Origin of the sequence: Paraplanobispora siamensis (genome assembly GCF_016863175.1) — a bacterium.
GTDB lineage: Bacteria > Actinomycetota > Actinomycetes > Streptosporangiales > Streptosporangiaceae > Planobispora > Planobispora siamensis.
This window is the reverse complement of record NZ_BOOJ01000070.1, coordinates 63,121-82,083: the sequence shown is the minus strand read 5'-3', so window position 1 is coordinate 82,083 and position 18,963 is coordinate 63,121. Positions and strand designations below refer to the sequence as shown.

Annotated in this window: 12 protein-coding genes; 8 read left to right on the top strand and 4 right to left on the bottom strand. The window is 73.0% G+C overall.

Features of this window, described 5'->3' with window-relative positions; translation table 11 throughout:
- Positions 1-259 precede the first annotated feature (259 nt).
- On the top strand, positions 260-1,435 hold the full coding sequence (locus Psi01_RS36855; protein ID WP_204068792.1) for a VOC family protein: 1,176 nt from the start codon (positions 260-262) through the stop codon (positions 1,433-1,435).
- A 246-nt stretch (positions 1,436-1,681) separates the two neighbouring features.
- On the opposite strand, the gene dnaE is transcribed toward Psi01_RS36855, so the two are convergent.
- Together dnaE and Psi01_RS44650 are read right to left on the bottom strand one after the other, a co-directional pair.
- Complete coding sequence (dnaE, locus tag Psi01_RS36850) at positions 1,682-5,203, bottom strand: DNA polymerase III subunit alpha (protein WP_204068791.1); 3,522 nt, start codon at positions 5,201-5,203, stop codon at positions 1,682-1,684.
- A gap of 165 nt (positions 5,204-5,368) precedes the next feature.
- A complete protein-coding gene (locus Psi01_RS44650) occupies positions 5,369-6,292 on the bottom strand; it encodes a chorismate mutase (RefSeq protein ID WP_204068790.1) in 924 nt (307 codons plus the stop codon).
- Between the two features lie 356 nt (positions 6,293-6,648).
- On the opposite strand from Psi01_RS44650, the gene Psi01_RS36840 reads away from it, so the two are divergent.
- The 5 genes from Psi01_RS36840 to Psi01_RS36820 are packed head-to-tail and all read left to right on the top strand — an operon-like array spanning position 6,649 to position 12,802.
- Positions 6,649-8,988, top strand: a complete 2,340-nt coding sequence (locus tag Psi01_RS36840; protein WP_275424643.1) for a serine/threonine-protein kinase — start codon at positions 6,649-6,651, stop codon at positions 8,986-8,988.
- A gap of 50 nt (positions 8,989-9,038) precedes the next feature.
- Positions 9,039-10,916: a serine/threonine-protein kinase gene (locus Psi01_RS36835; protein WP_204068788.1), complete on the top strand. Its 1,878-nt coding sequence runs from the start codon at positions 9,039-9,041 to the stop codon at positions 10,914-10,916.
- Positions 10,913-11,800 (top strand): AraC family transcriptional regulator, encoded by an 888-nt coding sequence (locus tag Psi01_RS36830; protein WP_204068787.1) that lies wholly within the window; start codon positions 10,913-10,915, stop codon positions 11,798-11,800. Before Psi01_RS36835 ends, Psi01_RS36830 begins: the two co-directional genes overlap by 4 nt.
- A 10-nt stretch (positions 11,801-11,810) precedes the next feature.
- Positions 11,811-12,491 (top strand): AzlC family ABC transporter permease, encoded by a 681-nt coding sequence (locus tag Psi01_RS36825; protein ID WP_204068786.1) that lies wholly within the window; start codon positions 11,811-11,813, stop codon positions 12,489-12,491.
- A complete protein-coding gene (locus Psi01_RS36820; protein ID WP_204068785.1) occupies positions 12,488-12,802 on the top strand; it encodes an AzlD domain-containing protein in 315 nt (104 codons plus the stop codon). Before Psi01_RS36825 ends, Psi01_RS36820 begins: the two co-directional genes overlap by 4 nt.
- 173 nt (positions 12,803-12,975) lie before the next feature.
- On the opposite strand, the gene Psi01_RS36815 is transcribed toward Psi01_RS36820, so the two are convergent.
- Both Psi01_RS36815 and Psi01_RS36810 read right to left on the bottom strand, forming a co-directional pair.
- Positions 12,976-14,274, bottom strand: coding sequence for a sensor histidine kinase (locus Psi01_RS36815; protein WP_204068784.1), 1,299 nt, complete (start codon positions 14,272-14,274; stop codon positions 12,976-12,978).
- On the bottom strand, positions 14,274-14,957 hold the full coding sequence (locus tag Psi01_RS36810; protein ID WP_204068783.1) for a response regulator transcription factor: 684 nt from the start codon (positions 14,955-14,957) through the stop codon (positions 14,274-14,276). The genes Psi01_RS36815 and Psi01_RS36810 overlap by 1 nt, the downstream gene beginning before the upstream one ends.
- A 141-nt stretch (positions 14,958-15,098) precedes the next feature.
- Between Psi01_RS36810 and Psi01_RS36805 the strand changes: the two genes are divergently transcribed.
- A complete protein-coding gene (locus Psi01_RS36805) occupies positions 15,099-17,297 on the top strand; it encodes an MMPL family transporter (RefSeq protein WP_204068782.1) in 2,199 nt (732 codons plus the stop codon).
- A gap of 43 nt (positions 17,298-17,340) precedes the next feature.
- On the top strand, positions 17,341-18,951 hold the full coding sequence (locus Psi01_RS36800; protein WP_204068781.1) for a serine/threonine-protein kinase: 1,611 nt from the start codon (positions 17,341-17,343) through the stop codon (positions 18,949-18,951).
- Positions 18,952-18,963 lie beyond the last annotated feature (12 nt).

Below are 18,963 nucleotides of genomic sequence, written 5' to 3'. Positions count from 1 at the left end.
GAATTACGGGGCCGCTTACGGCGACCCGACCTGGGCTCTTTCCCGCCGGCAGTGAGCGTCCCGCCGAGCGGTGGGGATTGAGATCCGCCCCGACCGGCGATCCTGACACCACCGCCGCGATCGACAGCGGCGCGTAGACATCGGAGATCAACCCTCGAACCCCACCACTCCGCGGGGCACCGTCAACGGCGTCCATCGATGCACCGGCCGGGGACATGATCACTATTCGGATGGAGATCCGGACTCTACAGTGTCGGGCATGACGGAGATCGGAACGGATTGGCGGGTGGTCGACGGCGTTGCGACGGCATGGTTCGACGCGCCCTCGCTGATCGAGGGGGCTGCGCTGGCCGGGCGCGTCCTGGAGCTGCCGGCTGAGATCGTGGTCGATCTGCGCGCGACAGGCATGCGGGTGCGCCTCGACTCGGACGAGCATGCCGAGGCGGTGTCGGCGGCCGCGCGGGATCTCGGGCTGGCCGCGAACCCCGCCGTGCTGCAGCACCTGAGCGTCGTGTTCGAATCCGCGAACCCGCCTGCGGTGAGGCGGTTCTGGCAGCGCGTGCTCGACTACGCGCCTGCGGAGGACGGCGGTTTGGCGGATCCGCTACGGCGCGACCCCGCGATACGGATCCGGCGGTCGACCGAGCCACGGCCGTTGCGGAACCGCGTCCACCTCGACGTGGTGCGGCCGGCCGCGGCGGTCGAGCAGGCGAGTCCCGGTGAGCCGTCCGGACCGTTCGGGGTCTGTCACACCGACCCCGACGGCAACGAGGTCGACCTGGTGCCGGGCTCGGCGCTCGGCGACAGGATCGAGACAGCCGACTGGCAGACGGTGTTCAGTGCGATGGCGTGCTACCGCGTCACCTCGCCGGCGCAGCAGCGTGACCTGGCCGCCGCAGCGGCGGCGCTGGCCGACGACACGGGCTTCCCGCTGCTGGTCGACCTGCGCCCCGGGCTCGTGATCGTCGACAGCGGCAAGGACCGGTGGGAGGACGACGCCCACGGCCTCAAGCTCGACTTCACCGACCTCGCCGGAAACCTCCAGACCGCTGCGCGCGAACTCGGGGCCACCGCGGATCCGGGGCTGCCGCGCTTCGCTCAGCTCTTCCTCGACGCCGCCGACGTCGCCGCGGTCCGCGCGTTCTGGCTCGCCGCACTCGGATACACCCGCGACCGGCGAGCCGGGGTCGGCGACATCCACGATCCGCGGCGGCTGAACCCGGTGCTGGTGTTCCAGGAGCTCGACGCTTCGGAGACGGAGCGGCGCCGGCAGCGAAACCGCATCCACTTCGAGCTCGCGGTGCCCTCGGACCTCGCGCGGACGCGCCTCGCCACGACCCTCGCAGCCGGTGGCCGGCTCCTTGAGGAGTCGGAGGATCGCTGGCGGGTCGCCGACCCCGAAGGCAACGAAATGGTGATCGTCAGTGGGGCATGAGCCCGCGTTCGAGTGAGCTCCACGCTTGGCGGTTCCCGTCAACGAGCGCCGGATCTCCGCCGTGATCGGCAGCGGCGCGCGGACATCGGAGATCACCCCCAACCACTCCGCGGGGCACTGCCCACCCCCGCCTGCGCGCCGTACAGAACGGCGCCGAACACCGCCGTCCAGCGTCTCACCGCACCGGCGCCGGCTCTCAGCGCGAACCTGCGCCGGCCTCTCGCCGTACCGGCGCCGGCGCCGGCCTCAGGCGCCCAGGCAGGCGGGGCCGAGGAGTTGTTTGAGGTCGCCCATCAGGGCCGGGGACGGGGAGACCCGGAGGCGGTCGTCGAGGCGCATGACCGTGGTCTTCGGGCCGTTGTGGACCTGGAGGTGGACCTCGGTGGTGCCCGGGTGGGTGGTCAGGACCTCCTTGAGGCGGCCGACCACCGGAGGGGTGCACCGGGCCAGCGGGACGCTGACCAGGAGGGGGCCGCCCGCCTCGGTGGTCAGATCGGGGGCCGTCACCTCCATGGCGATGATCTTTCCGACGTCCTCGCGCTTGTCCAGGCGGCCCTTGACGAAGACGATCGCGTCCTCGGCCAGGATCGTCGAGCACAGCTGGTAGGCCGAGGGGAAGACCATCACCTCGATGGCGCCCTCCAGGTCCTCCAGCTGGGTGAGGACCCACGTGTCACCCTTCTTGGTGACCTTGCGCTGGACGCCGCTCAGGATGCCGCCGACGGTGACGATCTGGCCGTCGGGACGGCTCTCGTCCTGCAGGGCGGCCACCGAGCAGTCGGCGCCCGCGGCGAGGATGTGCTCGACGCCGAAGAGCGGGTGGTCGGAGACGTACAGGCCGAGCATCTCCCGCTCGAACGCCAGCAGGGTGGTCTTGTCCCACTCCCCCGGCGGGATCTGCACGTCGAAGGTCTGGTCCTCGGCGCCGTCGACGGCGCCGAACAGGGAGTCCTGCCCGATCGCCTCGTTCTTCTTGATGTCGATGATCGCGTCGACGGCCTGCTCATGGATCAGCACCAAGCCCTTGCGGACGTGGCCGAAGGAGTCGAAGGCGCCGGCCTTGATCAGCGACTCGATGACGCGCTTGTTGCAGACGACCGCGGGGACCTTGCGCAGGAAGTCCTTGAAGTCGGTGAAGCGCCCCTTCTCCTTGCGCGCGGAGATGATCCCGTCGACGACGTTGCCGCCGACGTTGCGGATGGCCGACAGGCCGAATCGCACGTCGCTGCCGCGCGGGGTGAAGTCGAAGTCGGAGTCGTTGACGTCCGGCGGGAGGACCTTGATGCCCATGCGGCGGCACTCGTTGAGGTAGAGCGCCGACTTGTCCTTGTCGTCCTTGACCGAGGTGAGCAGCCCCGCCATGTACTCGGCCGGGTAGTTGGCCTTGAGGTAGGCGGTCCAGTAGGAGACCAGGCCGTATCCGGCGGTGTGGGCCTTGTTGAAGGCGTAGTCGGAGAAGGGCAGCAGGATGTCCCACAGGGCCTTGATGGCGGCGGCGGAGAAGCCGTTGTCCTTCATGCCCTGCTCGAAGGTCTCGAACTGCTTGTCGAGCTCGGCCTTCTTCTTCTTGCCCATCGCGCGGCGCAGCAGGTCGGCGCCGCCCAGGGAGTAGTTGGCGACCTTCTGCGCGATGGCCATGACCTGCTCCTGATAGACGATCAGGCCGTAGGTCGTGTCGAGGATCTCCTTGAGCGGCTCCTCCAGCTCGGGATGGATCGGGGTGATCTCCTGCTGGCCGTTCTTGCGCATCGCGTAGTTGGTGTGGGAGTTGGCTCCCATCGGACCGGGGCGGTAGAGCGCGAGCGCCGCGGAGATGTCCTCGAAGTTGTCGGGGCGCATCAGGCGCAGCAGCGAGCGCATGCCGCCGCCGTCCAGCTGGAAGATGCCGAGCGTGTCGCCGCGGGCCAGCAGCTCGTACGTCTTGACGTCGTCCAGCGGCAGGTCGAGCAGTTCGATCTTGTTGCCGGTGTTGGCCTCGATGGCCTTGAGGCAGTCGTCGATGATGGTGAGGTTGCGCAGGCCCAGGAAGTCCATCTTCAGCAGGCCGAGCGTCTCGCAGGTCGGATAGTCGAACTGCGTGATGATCGCGCCGTCGGAGTCGCGGCGCATGATCGGGATGTAGTCGGTCAGCACCTCCGACGACATGATGACGCCGGCGGCGTGCACGCCGGTCTGCCGGATCAGGCCCTCCAGGCCCCTGCCGAGGTCGATCGTCGCCTTGACGTCGACGTCCTCCTCGTACAGCCGGCGCAGCTCGCCCGCCTCGTTGTAGCGCGGGTGCTCCTTGTCGAAGATGCCCGCCAGCGGGATGTCCTTGCCCATCACCGCGGGCGGGAACGCCTTGGAGACCTTGTCGCCCAGGGCGTAGGGGTGACCGAGGACGCGACCGGCGTCCTTGATGGCAGCCTTCGCCTTGATGGTGCCGAAGGTGGCGATCATGGCGACCTTGTCGGCGCCCCACTTCTCGGTCACGTAGCGGATCACGTCACCGCGCCGGCGCTCGTCGAAGTCGATGTCGACGTCGGGCATGGAGACGCGCTCGGGGTTGAGGAACCGCTCGAAGATCAGGCCGTGCGGGATCGGGTCGAGGTCGGTGATGCCCAGCGCGTAGGCCACCAGCGAGCCGGCCGCCGAGCCTCGGCCCGGGCCCACCCGGATGCCGTTGCGCTTGGCCCACATGATGAAGTCGGCGACCACGAGGAAGTAGGACGGGAAGCCCATCTGGATGATGACGCCGAGCTCCTTCTCGGCCCAGGCCCGGTGCTCCTCGTCGACGCCGCCGGGGAAGCGGCGCGCCATGCCCTCCCAGACCTGCTGGCGGAAGTATTCTTCCTCGGTCATCCCCTCGGGGATCGGGAAGGTCGGCATCAGGTTCTTGAACTTGAACATGCCCTCCGGCTCGACCTTCTCGGCGACCAGGAGGGTGTTGCGGCAGCCCTCGGCCCACAGGTCCGAGGAGTCGATCGCGCGCATCTCGTCGGCGGTCTTGATGTAGTAGCCGGAGCCGTCGAAGCGGAAGCGGTCGGGGTCGGACAGCTGCTTGCCGGTCTGGATGCACAGCAACGCGTCGTGGGAGGTGGCGTCCGACTCGTAGGTGTAGTGGGAGTCGTTGGTGACCAGCGGGGGGATGCCCAGGTCCTTGGAGATCCTGGTCAGCCCGTCGCGGACCCGGCGCTCGATGTCGAGGCCGTGGTCCATGATCTCCAGGTAGTAGTTGTCCTTGCCGAAGATCTCCTGGAACTTCGCCGCGGCGGCCAGGGCCTCGTCGTACTGCCCCAGGCGCAGGCGGGTCTGCACCTCGCCCGAGGGGCAGCCGGTGGTGGCCATCAGGCCCTCGGAGTGCTCGGCGAGGATCTCGGCGTCCATCCGGGCCCACTTGCGCACGAAGCCCTCGGTGTAGGCGCGGGAGCTGAGCTTCATCAGGTTCTTCAGCCCGCGCTCGTTGCGCGCCCAGATCGTCATGTGGGTGTAGTAGCCACCCGCCGAAACGTCGTCCTTCTTCTGGTGCGGCTCACCCCACAGCACCGGCTTCTTCTGGTGGCGGGAGGCGGGCGCGACGTAGGCCTCGATGCCGATGATCGGCTTGATGCCGGCGCCGGTGGCCTGCTTGTAGAAGTCGTAGGCACCGTGCATGTTGCCGTGGTCGGTGATCGCGATGGCGGGCATGCCCAGGTCTCCGACCTGCTTGAACATCTGCTTCAAACGGGCGGCTCCATCGAGCATGGAGTACTCCGTGTGAACGTGAAGATGCACAAACGAGTCTGACATCCGGCCTCGTCCTCCCCCTTGTCACGCGTCGGCGAGGGAAGCTTACGCGCGTTTGCCGGACTCCGGGGCTGGTGCCGCCGCGCATTCTCCGGATGGTCCCGTCGCGGCCGGTCCGGGCGTTTCCGAGACGTCCGCTCCGGCGCGTCGCCCGGCGTCCGCGGGGCGTCAGTCCCGGCGCGTCGCCCGGCGTTCCTCGGCCAGCCGCAGCCCCGCCTCGATGACGGCGTTCATGATGGGCGCCAGCCGCTCCTCGCCCAGCGCCGGGGCGCGGCGGGCCATCTCCGCGACCAGGCGGCGCTCGCGGTCCATGTCCCGGCCGGCGAACCCGCCCACGGGCTTGAGGCGCTGGATGGTCCCGGCCAGCTCGGCGCGGCGCTCCAGCAGGACGGCCAGGGCGGCGTCCACGCGGTCGATGGCGGCGCGCGCGGCGAGCACGGTGCCGGGGTCCTCCCTGCGGGTGACCGCGCCCACGATCGTCACCGCGTCCCGGGCCGCGGCGACGGTCTCCGGCGTGGAGTCCGGGGCCAGGAGCAGCCCGTCGGCCCCGGCGGCGACCGCGGCCGCGGCCAGCGCGGGGTCGCCGCCCGGCCAGGCCAGGACCGGGCGCCCGGACCTCTCCCGGGCCGCGCGCAGCAGGGGCAGGTCGAGGACCACGGGCCTCTCTGGCGAACCCTGCGCGCCCTCGCAGAGCACCACCCGGTCGTTGCCCTCGGCGGAGCAGAGATCGGCGACGGCGAGCCACTCCTGCAGGGTCGCGGCCGGGCCGCGCCGGACGATCACCGGGAGGCCCAGCCGGGCGACCTCCCCGACCAGCCGGGGGTCACGCGTCCAGGTCTCCCCGACCACCACGCCGTCGGCCCCGGCGGCGATCCGCGGCAGGTCTCCCGCGGAGGACGGCTCCACCAGGACCGGCCCGGCCCACTCCGCCCGGATCGCGGCCACGGCCTCGGCCGCACGCACCCGGCGCCCGCGCAGGCTGGTCCAGCGGGCGTCGGCGCCCGCACCGCCGATCACCACGGCCGCGCCGCCGCCCACCTCCAGCGTCCCCAGCTGTACGGCTCCGCGCTCGGCGCGTGCGGTCAACGACATCTCGGCTCCCCATAATCAGCCGGCGCGTGTCCCGCGAACCGGCGAAATCGTAAGAAACAAAAAGGCAGAGACGGGGTGTCTCTGCCTCAGCCGGCTCCGGATGGTCGCTAGGTCACGTCGTCACGACCGGCCCTCCGGAGCCGGCTCGGTAAACGCGAAATAACGATCCATGCGGTCCACCATAGGCCATCACCTCCGCGGGCGCCATCTGGCGGACATCCGTCTCAAATATCGGACGCTGGTCACGCAAGCCGGTCTTTCCCTCCGGGCACGGCACCGTAACCGCGTGACGGGTCCGGGCGGATCCATGTTTATGGGAGGATCTCCTTCACTGTGAGGGAGGTTTGAAGCTGGTGATGCAGTCTGACGGACCCCAGGAGGGGCGACGTGTCGCAGGCCGCTACCACCTCCTGGAACCCATCGGGCGGGGTGGGATGGGCACGGTTTGGAAGGCTCACGACGAGCTTCTCGACCGTACGGTCGCCATCAAGGAGGTCCGCTACTCCGCCGCCCTGGGTGAGGACATCCAGACCCTCAACCGGCGCATGATGCGCGAGGCCCGCGCCGCGGCACGGCTCACCCACCCGAACGTCGTGATCGTCTACGACGTGATCGAGGAGAACGAGCAGCCCTGGATCGTCATGCAGCTGGTGCCGTCCCGCTCGCTGGGACAGGTGCTGCGCGAGGACGGGCCGCTGCCGCCCCGGCGGGTGGCCGAGATCGGGCTGGCCCTGCTGGAGGCGCTGCGCAACGCGCACGACGCCGGCGTGCTGCACCGCGACGTCAAGCCGGAGAACGTCCTGCTCGCCCACAACGGCAGGGTGGTGCTCACCGACTTCGGCATCGCCACCCTGGACTCGGAGAGCACGCTGACCATGACCGGCGTGGCGGGCACCCCCGCCTTCATCGCGCCGGAACGGCTGCGCGGCCTGCCCGCCCGCCGGGAGTCGGACCTGTGGTCGCTGGGCGCGACGCTGTACGCGGCGGTGGAGGGGCGTTCCCCGCACGACCGCAAGCTGCCGCTGCCCACCATGCACTCGGTCATGACCGACCCGCCGGACCCCGCGCACAACGCGGGGCCGCTGCTGCCGGTGCTGGAGGGGCTGCTGCGCAAGGAGCCCATCCAGCGGCTCACCTACTCCGAGGCCTCGGCGATGCTGCGCCGGGTGGTCGAGGGGCACTCCTCCACCCAGCCGTGGGCGGTGCCTCCCATCGCGACCACCCGCAAGCTGCCCTCCCCTCCCGCTGAGCGGCCCTCCTCCACCCCGTCTGAGGGCGGGCCCGAGCGGCGCAAGCCGTACGGCGCCGCGCCCGGCGGGAAGGCGCCCGCGGGCAAGGAGAGCCCGGCGGGCAAGCAGACGCCGGCCGCCCCCGCGGGTGACAGGTCCGCCCCCGCCGAGCCGGCGTCCCAGCCGAAGGACGCCGCCAAGGCCGCGGGCGCCGCCGCCGCGATCCCGCAGACCGGGCACGTCGCCAGGCCGCCCGCCCCGCCCGAGGCCTCCGCCGCGGAGTCCCCGGCCATGGAGTCCCGGGCCATGGAGTCCCGGGCCATGGAGTCCCCCGCCGAGCGGCCGCCGTCCGCCGAGGCGCCCGCGGAGAAGGCCCCGGCCGGGAAGACCCCGTCCGGGAAGGCTGCGCCGGAGGAGGCGCCCGCCTCCGCGGAGGAGGCCTCCGGCGAGGCCGCCCCCGCCTCCTCCACCAGGCAGTACGTCAAGGGCCTGGCCGCCGAGGCCGCCGACCCGACGCCGCCGATGCCCTCCGCGCGCCCGTCGGCGTCCTCCACGCCCCCGCCCGCGGCCCCCGTACGCCCGCCCGCGCCCTCCACGCCCGCCCCCTCAGCGCGCCCGTCCGCGCCGGAGCCGGTCCCGGTTCCCGTACCGGAGCCCGAGCCGCTGCCGGCGGTCCCGTACGAGGACGCGACCCCCGCCGAGCAGACCCGGCTGTCGGCGCTGGTGTCGCCCTCCGGCATGCGGCGCGCCCTGCCGGTCATCATCGGGGCGCTGCTCCTGGTGGGCGCACTGGGCGTCTGGATCGGCATGAACAGCGGTGAGACCGGCGCGAGCGGGCGGGACCCGAGCCCGGCGGCCACCGAGGACGGGACCGGCGACGGCTCCTCGTCCGGCGGGGGATCCGAGTCCCCGCAGTCCGCCACGCCCTCGGAGGACGACTCCCCCTCCGCCGATCCGTCGGAGACCGCCGAGGACAAGGGCAAGGAGAAAGAGAAGAAGAAGAAGGAGGACGGGGACAAGGGCGCCCTGCCCAGCGGCTGGAAGACGCACAAGGACCCCAACGGCTTCTCGGTCGGCCTGCCCAAGGGCTGGACGGTCGAGAGGCGCCAGGGCACCCAGGTCCGCTTCCGCGGGCCGGACGACTCCTTCAGCTACCTCATGATCGAGTACACCGACACCCCCGGCTCCGACGCCAAGAAGGACTGGGACGAGTACGAACCCCAGGCCCGCGCCAACTTCCCCGGCTACAAGCTGATCGGGATCAAGAGGGTGGACTACATGGCGGACGCGGCCGACTGGGAGTTCACCTGGCAGGCGAGGTCGGGCAAGGCCCGCGTGGTCAACCGGGGGTTCCTCACCGGCAAGGGCCGGGGTTACGCCATCTACTGGCACACCTACGCGTCCAAGTGGGAGCAGAATCTGAAACTGTTCGAGGGATTCACGGAGACGTTTTCCTCGAAAAAGTGAAATCCCACCCGAAGGGCTACGATTCTGGGCCGGGGAGGGGGTGGAGAACGGTGACCGAACGGAGGGTCGCGGGCAGGTATCACCTGCTGGAACCCATCGGCGAGGGCGGGATGGGCGTCGTCTGGCGCGCCCACGACGAGCTTCTCGACCGCACCGTGGCGGTCAAGGAGGTCCGCTACCGGGGGGTCGACGAGGCCTCGCGGGCCGATCTGAACCGGCGGACCATCCGGGAGGCCAGGACCGCCGGGCGGCTCGACCACCCTTCTGTGATCATCGTGCACGACGTGGTCGAGGAGGACGGCCGGCCCTGGATCGTCATGCAGCTGGTGCGCTCGCGCTCGCTGGGCGAGATCGTCCGGCGGCGGGGGCCGCTTCCCCCCGAGCGGGTGGCGGCCGTCGGGCTGCGCCTGCTGGGGGCGCTGCGCGCCGCGCACGCCGCCGGGGTCCTGCACCGCGACGTCAAGCCGGAGAACGTGCTGCTGGCCGATGACGGCCGGGTGGTGCTGACCGACTTCGGCATCGCCTCGATGACGCAGGAGCCCCGGATCACCCGCACCGGCGGGATGGTCGGCACCCCGGCGTTCCTGCCGCCGGAGCGCCTGCACGGGCTGCCCGCCACGCCGGAGTCGGACCTGTGGTCGCTGGGCGCGACGCTGTACGCGGCGCTGGAGGGCCGTCCGCCCTTCGAGCGCGCGACGCCCGCGGCGACCATGATGGCCGTTCTGCGGGGCGAGCCCAGCCCGATGACCCACACCGGCCCGCTCGCCGCGGCCGTCCTCGGCCTGATGGCCACCGACCCGTCGGCCCGCATGGGCGCCGGCGAGGCCGAGGCCCTGTTCGTCCGCGCCGCCGGGCCGGCGCTCCCCGACGACCTGCCGCCGCCCGTCAAGCCCGCCTCCGCGCCACCGCCCCCGCAGTTCCATCCCACTCCTCCCCCGCCGCCGGCGCAGGAGACCCTGTACGGCGATCCGTCCGCCTATCCCGCCCCGCCGGCGCAGGAGGCCCGGTACGGCGATCCGCCCGTCTACCCCGCCCCTCCCGTCCCGTACGGCCAGGCGCCCCGGCAGGCGCATCCCACCCGTCCCGAGCAGGAGCCCCTGCCCTCGGAACCGGTCTTCGGGCAGCAGCCGTACCCCGGCGACCCCGCGCTCCCCGGCCACGAGCCGTACCCGGTGCGGACGGCGCGGCCCGGCGAGGCCCCCTACCAGGGGCGCCGGGCCCGGCCGGAGGACACCCACCCCGGCGGCCCGCCGCCGGGCTCCCGCCGGGGAAGGCGCCTGGCGCTGGCGGCCGGGGTCCCGGTGCTCGTGATCGCGCTCGGCGCGGGCGGCTGGCTCGTGCTCCAGAACCGCGGCACGGAGGGCGGGGAGAACCCGCCCACGGTCTCCGCGTCCCTGTCGAGCACGACCGGGCCCGAGCGGACCCCGCACAGCACTCCGGAGCCGACCCCCGAGCCGACCCCCGAGGCCACCGCCTCGGACGGCCGGGTGGTCCCGCGGGGCTGGCGGCTGCACGAGGACCCGCTGGGCTTCAGCGTCGCGGTGCCGCGGACCTGGAGCGTCAAGCGGTTCACCGATCGCGACCGGGTGGAGTTCCGCGATCCGGACACGGATCGTTTCCTGTGGATCGAGTCGACGGAGGACCCCGAGAGGGACCCGGTCAAGCACTGGGGGACGGTGGAGCGGGGCGGCAACGAGGCCAAGATCTGGCCCGGCTACCGGCGTATCCGCATCACCGCGCTGACCTACCTGGGCCGGCCCGCCGCCGACTGGGAGTTCACCTACGACAAGGCCGGCGAGCGCAGGCACGTGCTGGACCGCGGGTTCCGCACCGCCTCGGGCAAGCCGTACGCGATCTACTGGGAGAGCGCCGACGCCACCTGGAACCGGGCGTTCTTCGACAGGTTCACCAGGACGTTCCGGCCATGACGTCCACGACTCCCAGGGCCACTACTCCCAGGGCGGGGAAAGAGGAGGCGGAGGCGGCGCGGTTCTGGCGCAACCCGGCGCTGCCGGGGGTGGACCTGCTCAAGGCCCGCTACGTCACCCACCGGTTCACCCGGCACGTGCACGAGGAGTACGCGATCGGGGTGATCCTGTCCGGGGTCGAGGAGTTCGACTACCGGGGAGCCCGGCACCGCGCCGGCGCCGGGTCCGTGGTCCTGGTCGACCCCGAGCAGGTGCACACCGGTCACGCTGGCGTGCCGGACGGCTGGTCCTACCGGATGCTCTACCCGTCCGTCCAGGTGATCGCCGACATCGCCGACGAGCTGCTCGCCGGCCGGGGCACGCCGTACTTCCCGCAGACCGTCGTGCCCGGCTCGCAGGCGGCCTCCCTGCTGCGCGCCGCCCATCTGGCCGCCGAGCGCGGCGACGACCTGGCCTCCTCCAGCCTGGCCCGCACGGCGTTCGGCGCGCTGGTGCGCCACCACGCCGCCTACCGCCCGCCCCGGCCGCAGCGGTCCGCGGGGGACGAGGCGGTACGGCGGGCCAGGGAGATCCTGCACGAGAGCCTCCTCGACCCGCCGACGCTGGAGGACCTGGCGCGGGCGGTGGAGGTCCGGCCCTTCACACTGATCCGCGCCTTCAAGGCCGCCACCGGCCTGCCCCCGCACACCTACCTGAACACGCTGCGGGTACGGCGGGCCCGTTCCCTGCTCGACTCCGGAACGCCCGCCGCGCAGGTCGCCGCCGAGGTCGGATTCACCGACCAGGCCCACCTGAACAGGCATTTCAAGCGGATCGTGGGCGTGCCCCCGGCCGCCTACCAGCGCGCAGGAACGTACAAGACCCCACCCTCGAACCGGACATAACCTCACTTGCATGGAAACAACCACTCGTTCCTCAGCGACCAGGGACGGGCTGGGGGTGGGCATCGCCGTCGGGCTCTCCGGAGTGGCCTTCGGCGCCGCCGCGGTCACCGCCGGGCTGAGCGTGGCCCAGGCGTGCGTGCTGAGCCTGTTCGCCTTCACCGGCGCCTCCCAGTTCGCGCTGGCCGGAGTCGTGGCGGGCGGCGGCAACCTCGTCGCGGGCGCCGCGGGCGCGCTGCTGCTCGGTGTCCGCAACAGCCTGTACGGCCTGCGCCTGGCCGGTCTGCTCGGGGTCAGGGGCTGGCGCCGCCTTCCCGTGGCCCAGGGGGTGATCGACGAGACGACCGCGGTGGCGATGGCCCAGCCGGAGGAGGAGTCGGCCAGGACCGGGTTCTTCGTCACCTTCGTCACTCTCTATCTCACCTGGAACGCCACCACCCTGCTCGGCGCGCTCGGCACCTCCAGCGTGGCCGACCCGGCGGTGTTCGGCCTGGACGCCGTCGGCCCGGCCACCTTCCTGGCGATCCTGTGGCCCCGGCTGACCGGCGACGACCCCGAGGCCCGGACCCTGCGGCCGATCGCGATCGGCGGCGCGGCGGTCGCGCTGGCCGCCACCCCCTTCACCCCCGCCGGGGTGCCCGTGCTGCTGGCCTCCGTGGTCGTACTCGCCGTGATCCTCAGGAGGCCGAAGTGAGCGCCACGTGGTGGGCGATCGTCGCCGTCTGCGCGGGCTGCTACGCGCTGAAGCTGGCCGGGCTGTCGGCGCCGCGCAGGATCCTCGACCACCCGGGCGTGCAGCGCTTCGCCGCGCTGGTCCCGGTGGCGCTGCTGGCCGCGCTGATCGCGGTGCAGACCTTCACGCACGGGCAGTCCCTGGTGCTGGACTGGCCGCGCACCGCCGGGCTCGGGGCTGCGGTGGTGGCCCTGCTGCTGCGCGCGCCGTTCCTGGTGGTACTCGCCGCGGCGGCCGTCGTCACTGCGCTGCTGCGCATGGCGGGCCTGTGACCCCGCGGACCCGGTGACCGGTGGCGGGCCTGTGATCCCACGGACCCGGTGACCGGTGGCGGGCCTGTGATCCCACGGACCGGGTGAGCGCACGGCGCCGCGGCCGGTCACGGGGGGCCATGCCGGGCGGCGCCGCGACCGTCGCGGGACCGAGCCGGGCGGCGCCCGGCCGATCACGAGGCCATGCCGGGCGGCGCCGGATCCGCGTCCCCGGCGGGCAGCCGTACCCGGAAGACCGCTCCCCCGCCGGGCCGCGCGACCGCCTCGGCGCGGCCGCCGTGGGCGGCGGCGACCGCGGCCACGATGGACAGCCCGAGACCGGCCCCGCCCCGGTCCCCGGGCCCCTCGCGCGTGCGGTCGGCGCGGTAGAAGCGCTCGAAGACGAGCGCGCACTGCTCCGGGGTGAGGCCGGACCCCTCGTCGGCGACCTCGATCACCGCCTCCCCCGCCTCGACCGGCGCCTCCCCCGCCCGCCGGGCCGGGCCCGCGGAGCCGGCGGCGTCCGCGGGACCGGTCCCGGCTGTCATGCTCACCCGCACCACGGCCGGGGTGCCCGGCGGGGTGTGCGCGAGCACGTTGGCCAGCAGGTTGCCGACCACCTGGCGGAGCCTGGCCGCGTCGCCCCGCACCTCGACCGGCCCGTCGTGCTCGACCGACAGCGGCCGGTCCGGATCGACGGCCAGGGCGTCGGCCACCGCGTCGGCCGCGATCCCGGTCAGCTCGACCGGGGCGCGTTCCAGGGGGCGTCCCTGGTCCAGGCGGGCCAGCAGCAGCATCTCGTCCACCAGCGCCCCCATACGGGCCGCCTCCGCCTCGATCCTGCGCATGGCCGTGGCCAGGTCCTGCGGGCGCCCCGCCGCGCCGCGGCGGAACAGTTCGGCGTAGCCCCGGATGGTGGCGATGGGCGTGCGCAACTCGTGGGAGGCGTCGGCGACGAAGCGGCGCAGCCGGTCCTGGGACTCCTCCCGCTGCCGGAACGCCTTCTCGATCTGGCCGAGCATCGCGTTGAGCGCGTGGCCGAGGCGGCCCACCTCGCTCCCGTCCGGGGCCGTCTCGATCCGGCGGTCGAGGTCGCCCGCGCCGATGTCCGCCGCGGCCTCCACGATCCGGTCCAGTGGCCGCAGGCCCCGGCGGACCAGGTGCGCGGCGAGCAGGGTCAGCCCGGCCAGGGCCGTCACCGATGAGATGATCATGACGTTGGCGACGCGCCCGGTCAGCTCGTCGGAGGCCGCGAGCAGGGCCTGCGGCGTGTCCATGGCCAGCAGCCGGGCGCCCTCGTGCCCGCGCCAGTCCTGCAGCGCGCCGAAGGTGGCCCCGGCGACCGTGCCGAGGGCCAGGGCGACGAGGCCGGCGACCGTCACGACCAGCCGGCCGCGCAGGGAGAGCGGCCGGCGGAGGCCGGGAAGGCGGCGGGCGCGGTCCGCGGCGGCGGAACGGGAGCGCTCCGCCGCCGGGCGGGTGCGGGAGGGCATCAGTCGTCCTCCCGCGGCAGGCGCAGGACGTAGCCCACGCGGGGCACGGTGTGGATCAGCGGCGGGCCGCAGGAGTCGACCTTGCGGCGCAGGTAGCTGATGTAGGTCTGCACCACGCCGTCGTTGCCGCCGAAGTCGTACTCCCAGACGTGGTCGAGGATCTGCCGCTTGGAGACCAGCCGGCCGGCGTTGGCGGCCAGGAAGCGCAGGAGCTTGAACTCGGTGGGGGTCAGCTCGATGCGCCGCCCGCCCCGCCACACCTCGTAGGCCTGCTCGTCGACGACGAGGTCGGCGAAGGTCAGCCGGCCGGTCCGCGGGGGGTTGGTCCGCCGCAGCACCGCCCGGATCCTGGCGATCAGCTCCTCCAGGCTGAAGGGCTTGGTGACGTAGTCGTCCCCGCCCGCCGCCAGGCCCCCGATCTTGTCCTCGGTCGCGTCGCGCGCGGTGAGGAAGACCACCGGCACCTCGGAGCCCTCCGTGCGGATCCGGCGGCACACCTCCGTGCCGGACACGTCGGGCAGCATCACGTCCAGGACGATCAGGTCGGGGCGGAACGCGCCGGCCTGCGCCACCGCCGCGGCGCCCGTACCCGCGGTCGCCGTCTCGAAGCCCTCGTATCGCAGCGCGGTGGCGACGAGATCGGCGAGGTAGGGCTCGTCGTCCACGACCAGTATGCGGCTCACCCCACCAGTCTCCCCCGTCCGATCTTGAAAAGGTCTTAGAGAACTCTGTGAAGCGCGGTTCCCACCGACCGGAACGCGGTTCCCACAGATCTCTGAGAGCGGTCACACGGCCGTTGAAGATCACCTTGCTGCACTGGCGGCATGCAGAGACTCTCGTTCTTCGTACTGCGGCGCGGGCGGACGGTCATGGTGCTGGCCGTACTCGCCTTCCTGGCGGGCCTGGCCGCGACGCCGCTCGCCGTCCAGCGGCTCTCCGAGGAGTACGCCCACCCCGGGATGCCCGCCTTCGACGCCAACCGGGAGATCGTCAGGATCTACGGCAACGGCGGTCACCAGCGGCCGTTCGTCCCGGTCGTGGTCCTGCCAGGCGGCATGCGGGCGCAGGAGCACCGGGAGGTGATCGGGCAGGCGTTCGCGGCCGTCGCCGAGAGACTGCCCGGGGCCCGGGTGGTCTCCTACGCCGGCACCGGTGACCCGCGGCTCGTCGGTGCCGACGGCCGCACCACCTTCGGCCTGGTCTTCCCCGGCACCTACTCCGACGGCAGCCCGCCGGGCGGCGGCCTGGGCGAGGTCCCCGACGAGAGCCCGGTGATCGAGGCCGCGATGACCCCGGTCCTGCCGCCGGGCAGCGTCGTCCACGTCACCGGTCTGGACGCCCTGGCGCCGAGCGTGGACGCCGGCGGCGTGGACGTCCCCGCCAAGATCGGCATCGGCGTGGCCGCCGCGGTGGCCGTGCTGCTGGTGGTCTTCCGCTCGGCCCTGGCGTTCGTGCCGATCCTCGTCTCCGTCCTGGCGACCTTCGTGTCGTTCATCGTGATCCTGCTGCTGACGCTGGTGACGACAGTGCACGACGTGGCGCTGACCACCATGCCGCTGCTGGGCCTGGGCATCGCGGTCGACTACTCGCTGCTGCTGGTGGCCCGGTGGCGGGAGGAGCAGGCCAATGGGCACCGCGGCGAGGAGGCCGTGCACCGGGCGATGCGGGGGGCCGGGCGCGCGGTGCTGTTCAGCGGGGCCGCGGTCGCGACCGGGCTGGTGACCATGGTGGTGCTGCCGGTGCCGTTCCTGCGCAGCCTCGGCCTGGCCGGGATGGTCATCGCGGCGGTGAGCGTGGCCGTCACGCTGACCGTGCTGCCGGTCCTGCTCGCCCTCACCGGCCGGCGTCTGGAGCGCGGGCGCGGCGCCGCGGCGGCCCCGCCGTACCACCGGGAGGCCCGGGCCGGGCGCGCCTGGTCGTCGTGGGCCCGCGGGGTGGTACGGCTGCGCCGCCCGGCCGCGCTGCTGACCGGCGGCCTGCTGGTCGCGCTTAGCGCCGTCGCTCTGGAAGTCGACCTGGGCCTGCCGGAGAGCGGCCACCTGCGCGCCTCGGGCCCGGGGCACGAGGGTCTGGCCGCGCTGCGCCGGGCGGACGTCCCGGCCGGCTCCATCACCCCCTTCGACGTGCTGGTCACCGGCGACCCGGCGCGGGCCGTCGCGAAGATCGAGGGACTCGAGGGCGTGTCCGCCGTACTGGCGCCGGACGATCCGTCCTGGCGGCGCGGCGGCACCGCGGTCGTCACCGTGCTGCCGGTCGCGGAGAGCGGCACCGACACCGGGCAGGAGACCGTCACACGGGTCAGGCAGGCGGCCGGTGCGGAGATCAGGGTCGGCGGCGCCGCGGCGCAGAGCATGGACTTCCGCGAGCACGCCTACGGAGCCCTGCCGTGGATGCTCGCGCTGATCGCGCTGGTCACGTTCGTGATGCTGGCGCGGGCCTTCCGTTCCCTGCTGCTGCCGCTCAAGGCGATCGTCCTCAACCTGCTCTCGCTGGGCGCGGTGGTGGGGGCCATGGTGCTGCTGTGGCAGTACGGCTGGGGCACCCGGGAACTGCTCGGCATCCAGCCGACCGGCTCGATCGGCGAGTTCGTCCCCCTGACGATCTTCGCCTTCCTGTACGGCCTCAGCATGGACTACGAGGTGTTCATCCTGGCCAGGATGCGCGAGGAGTACGACAGGTCGGGCGACACCCGCCATGCGGTGGTCGAGGGCGTGGGCCGTACCGGGCGCCTGGTCACCTCGGCGGCGCTGATCCTGTTCGTCTCCTTCGCGGCGCTGGCCATGACCCCCGAGCTGGACGTGAAGGTGTTCGCCAGCGGCCTGGCGCTGGGCATCCTGCTGGACGCCACCCTCATCCGCGGCGTCCTCGTCCCGGCGGTGGTCGCGATGATGGGCCGCTGGAACTGGTGGCTGCCGGCCTGGGCGGCCCGGCCGCTGCGGGTGGAGCCCTCGCTCCCCGGAAAGGAGGCGGCTCACGTGCCGGTACCGACCTCCCGGGAGGGGAAGTCGGAGCAGATAGCGTGACAGGTCCGGATTACCCGGAACGATCCGGGGTAGCCGGATCCGCATGTCCGATTCTCAGGAGCTCATCGGTGACCGGTACCGGCTGCTGGAGCACATCGGCCAAGGGGGCATGGGCACGGTCTGGAGGGCGCAGGACGAGGTCCTGGGCCGCCAGGTGGCGGTCAAGGAGGTCATCCCCTCTCCCGACCTGACCGGCCCAGAACGCGAGGTCTTCACCGTCCGCACGCTCCGGGAGGCCCGCGCCGCCGGGCGGATCGGCCACCCGGGCGTGGCGACGGTCTACGACGTGATCGAGGAGCGCGGGCGGCCGTGGATCGTCATGCAGCTCGTGGACTCCCGCACGCTCGGCGCGGTGATCAGGGAGGACGGGCCGCTGCCGCCCGTCCAGGTGGCCCGTATCGGGCTCGAAGTCCTGGGGGCGCTGATCGCCGCGCACCGCGTGGGCGTGCTGCACCGTGACGTCAAACCGGACAACGTGCTGCTGGCCACCGACGGCAGGGCGGTGCTGACCGACTTCGGCATCGCGGTGCTGGAGGGCGACTCCTCGGTGACCAGGACCGGCGCGCTCATCGGCACCCCGGCCTTCATCGCGCCCGAGCGCGCGATGGGCGGGCCCGCGCAGTTCGCCTCCGACCTGTGGTCGCTCGGCGTGACGCTGTACATGGCGGTCGAGGGGCACTCCCCCTTCCAGCGCGCCCATCCGCTGGCCACGCTCTCCGCGGTCATGCACGAGGCCCCGAGCCCGATGCGGCTGGCCGGGCCGCTGGGGCCGGTGATCCACGGGCTGCTGCACAAGGATCCGGCACGCCGGATGCCCGCGCAGGAGGTGCAGACGCACCTGGCGGCGATCGTGGCCGGGACCGCCCCGGAGCCCACCATGCCGGTGGACGTGGCCGCCCCGCGCGCCGCCGTCGCGGGGGTGGCGGTCCCGCCGCGGGACCCGGCGCCCGAGGCCGCGGCCGCGGCGGTCGCCGCACCCGCCCTCGCCGACGGGGGGACGCCGCCCGGCACTCCGGCCCCCGGTCCCCTGGCGGCCGCCTCCGGCCTCGACCCGTGGTCGGCCTCCGGCGGTCCCGGCTCCCGCCGCCGCTCCATGCTGACCGCCGCGACGGCCGCCGCCCTGGCGGTCGCCCTGACCGCGGGCGGGATGGCGTGGATCACCTCGAAGTCCTCCGGCACCGATCCGGCCAAGCCGCCCACCTCGGTGAGCAGCGTCCCCGCGACCGAGGACGAGGCGCCGAGCGAGCCCGAGTCGACGGAGCTGACCGGCGGCACCGATCCGGAGCCCGCCGACACCCGTCCCTCCGCTCCTCCCACCCGGGACGACCGCGGGGAGAACGCCCCCACCGGCAAGCCGTCGGAGAAGCCCTCCGACAAGCCTTCCGACAAACCCTCGAACAAGCCCTCCAAGAAGCCGAAGCCCTCGGAGGAGGACTCCGGCGGCTCCGGCGGCTCGGACGGCTCCCCGGACGCCCCGGAGGACGACTCCGGCGGCTCGGAGCAGGAGTCCGACCCCGGTTCGGGCGACGACGCCCCCGGCCAGGTCGGTCCCGGCAGCGGAGTGAACGCCCTGAGCCCCGGCGCCTCCAAGGGCAAGAAGGCCAAGCCCGCCAAGGCGGTCAAGAACCTGACCAAGGGCAAGGGCAAGGGGTGATCCACTCCGGGG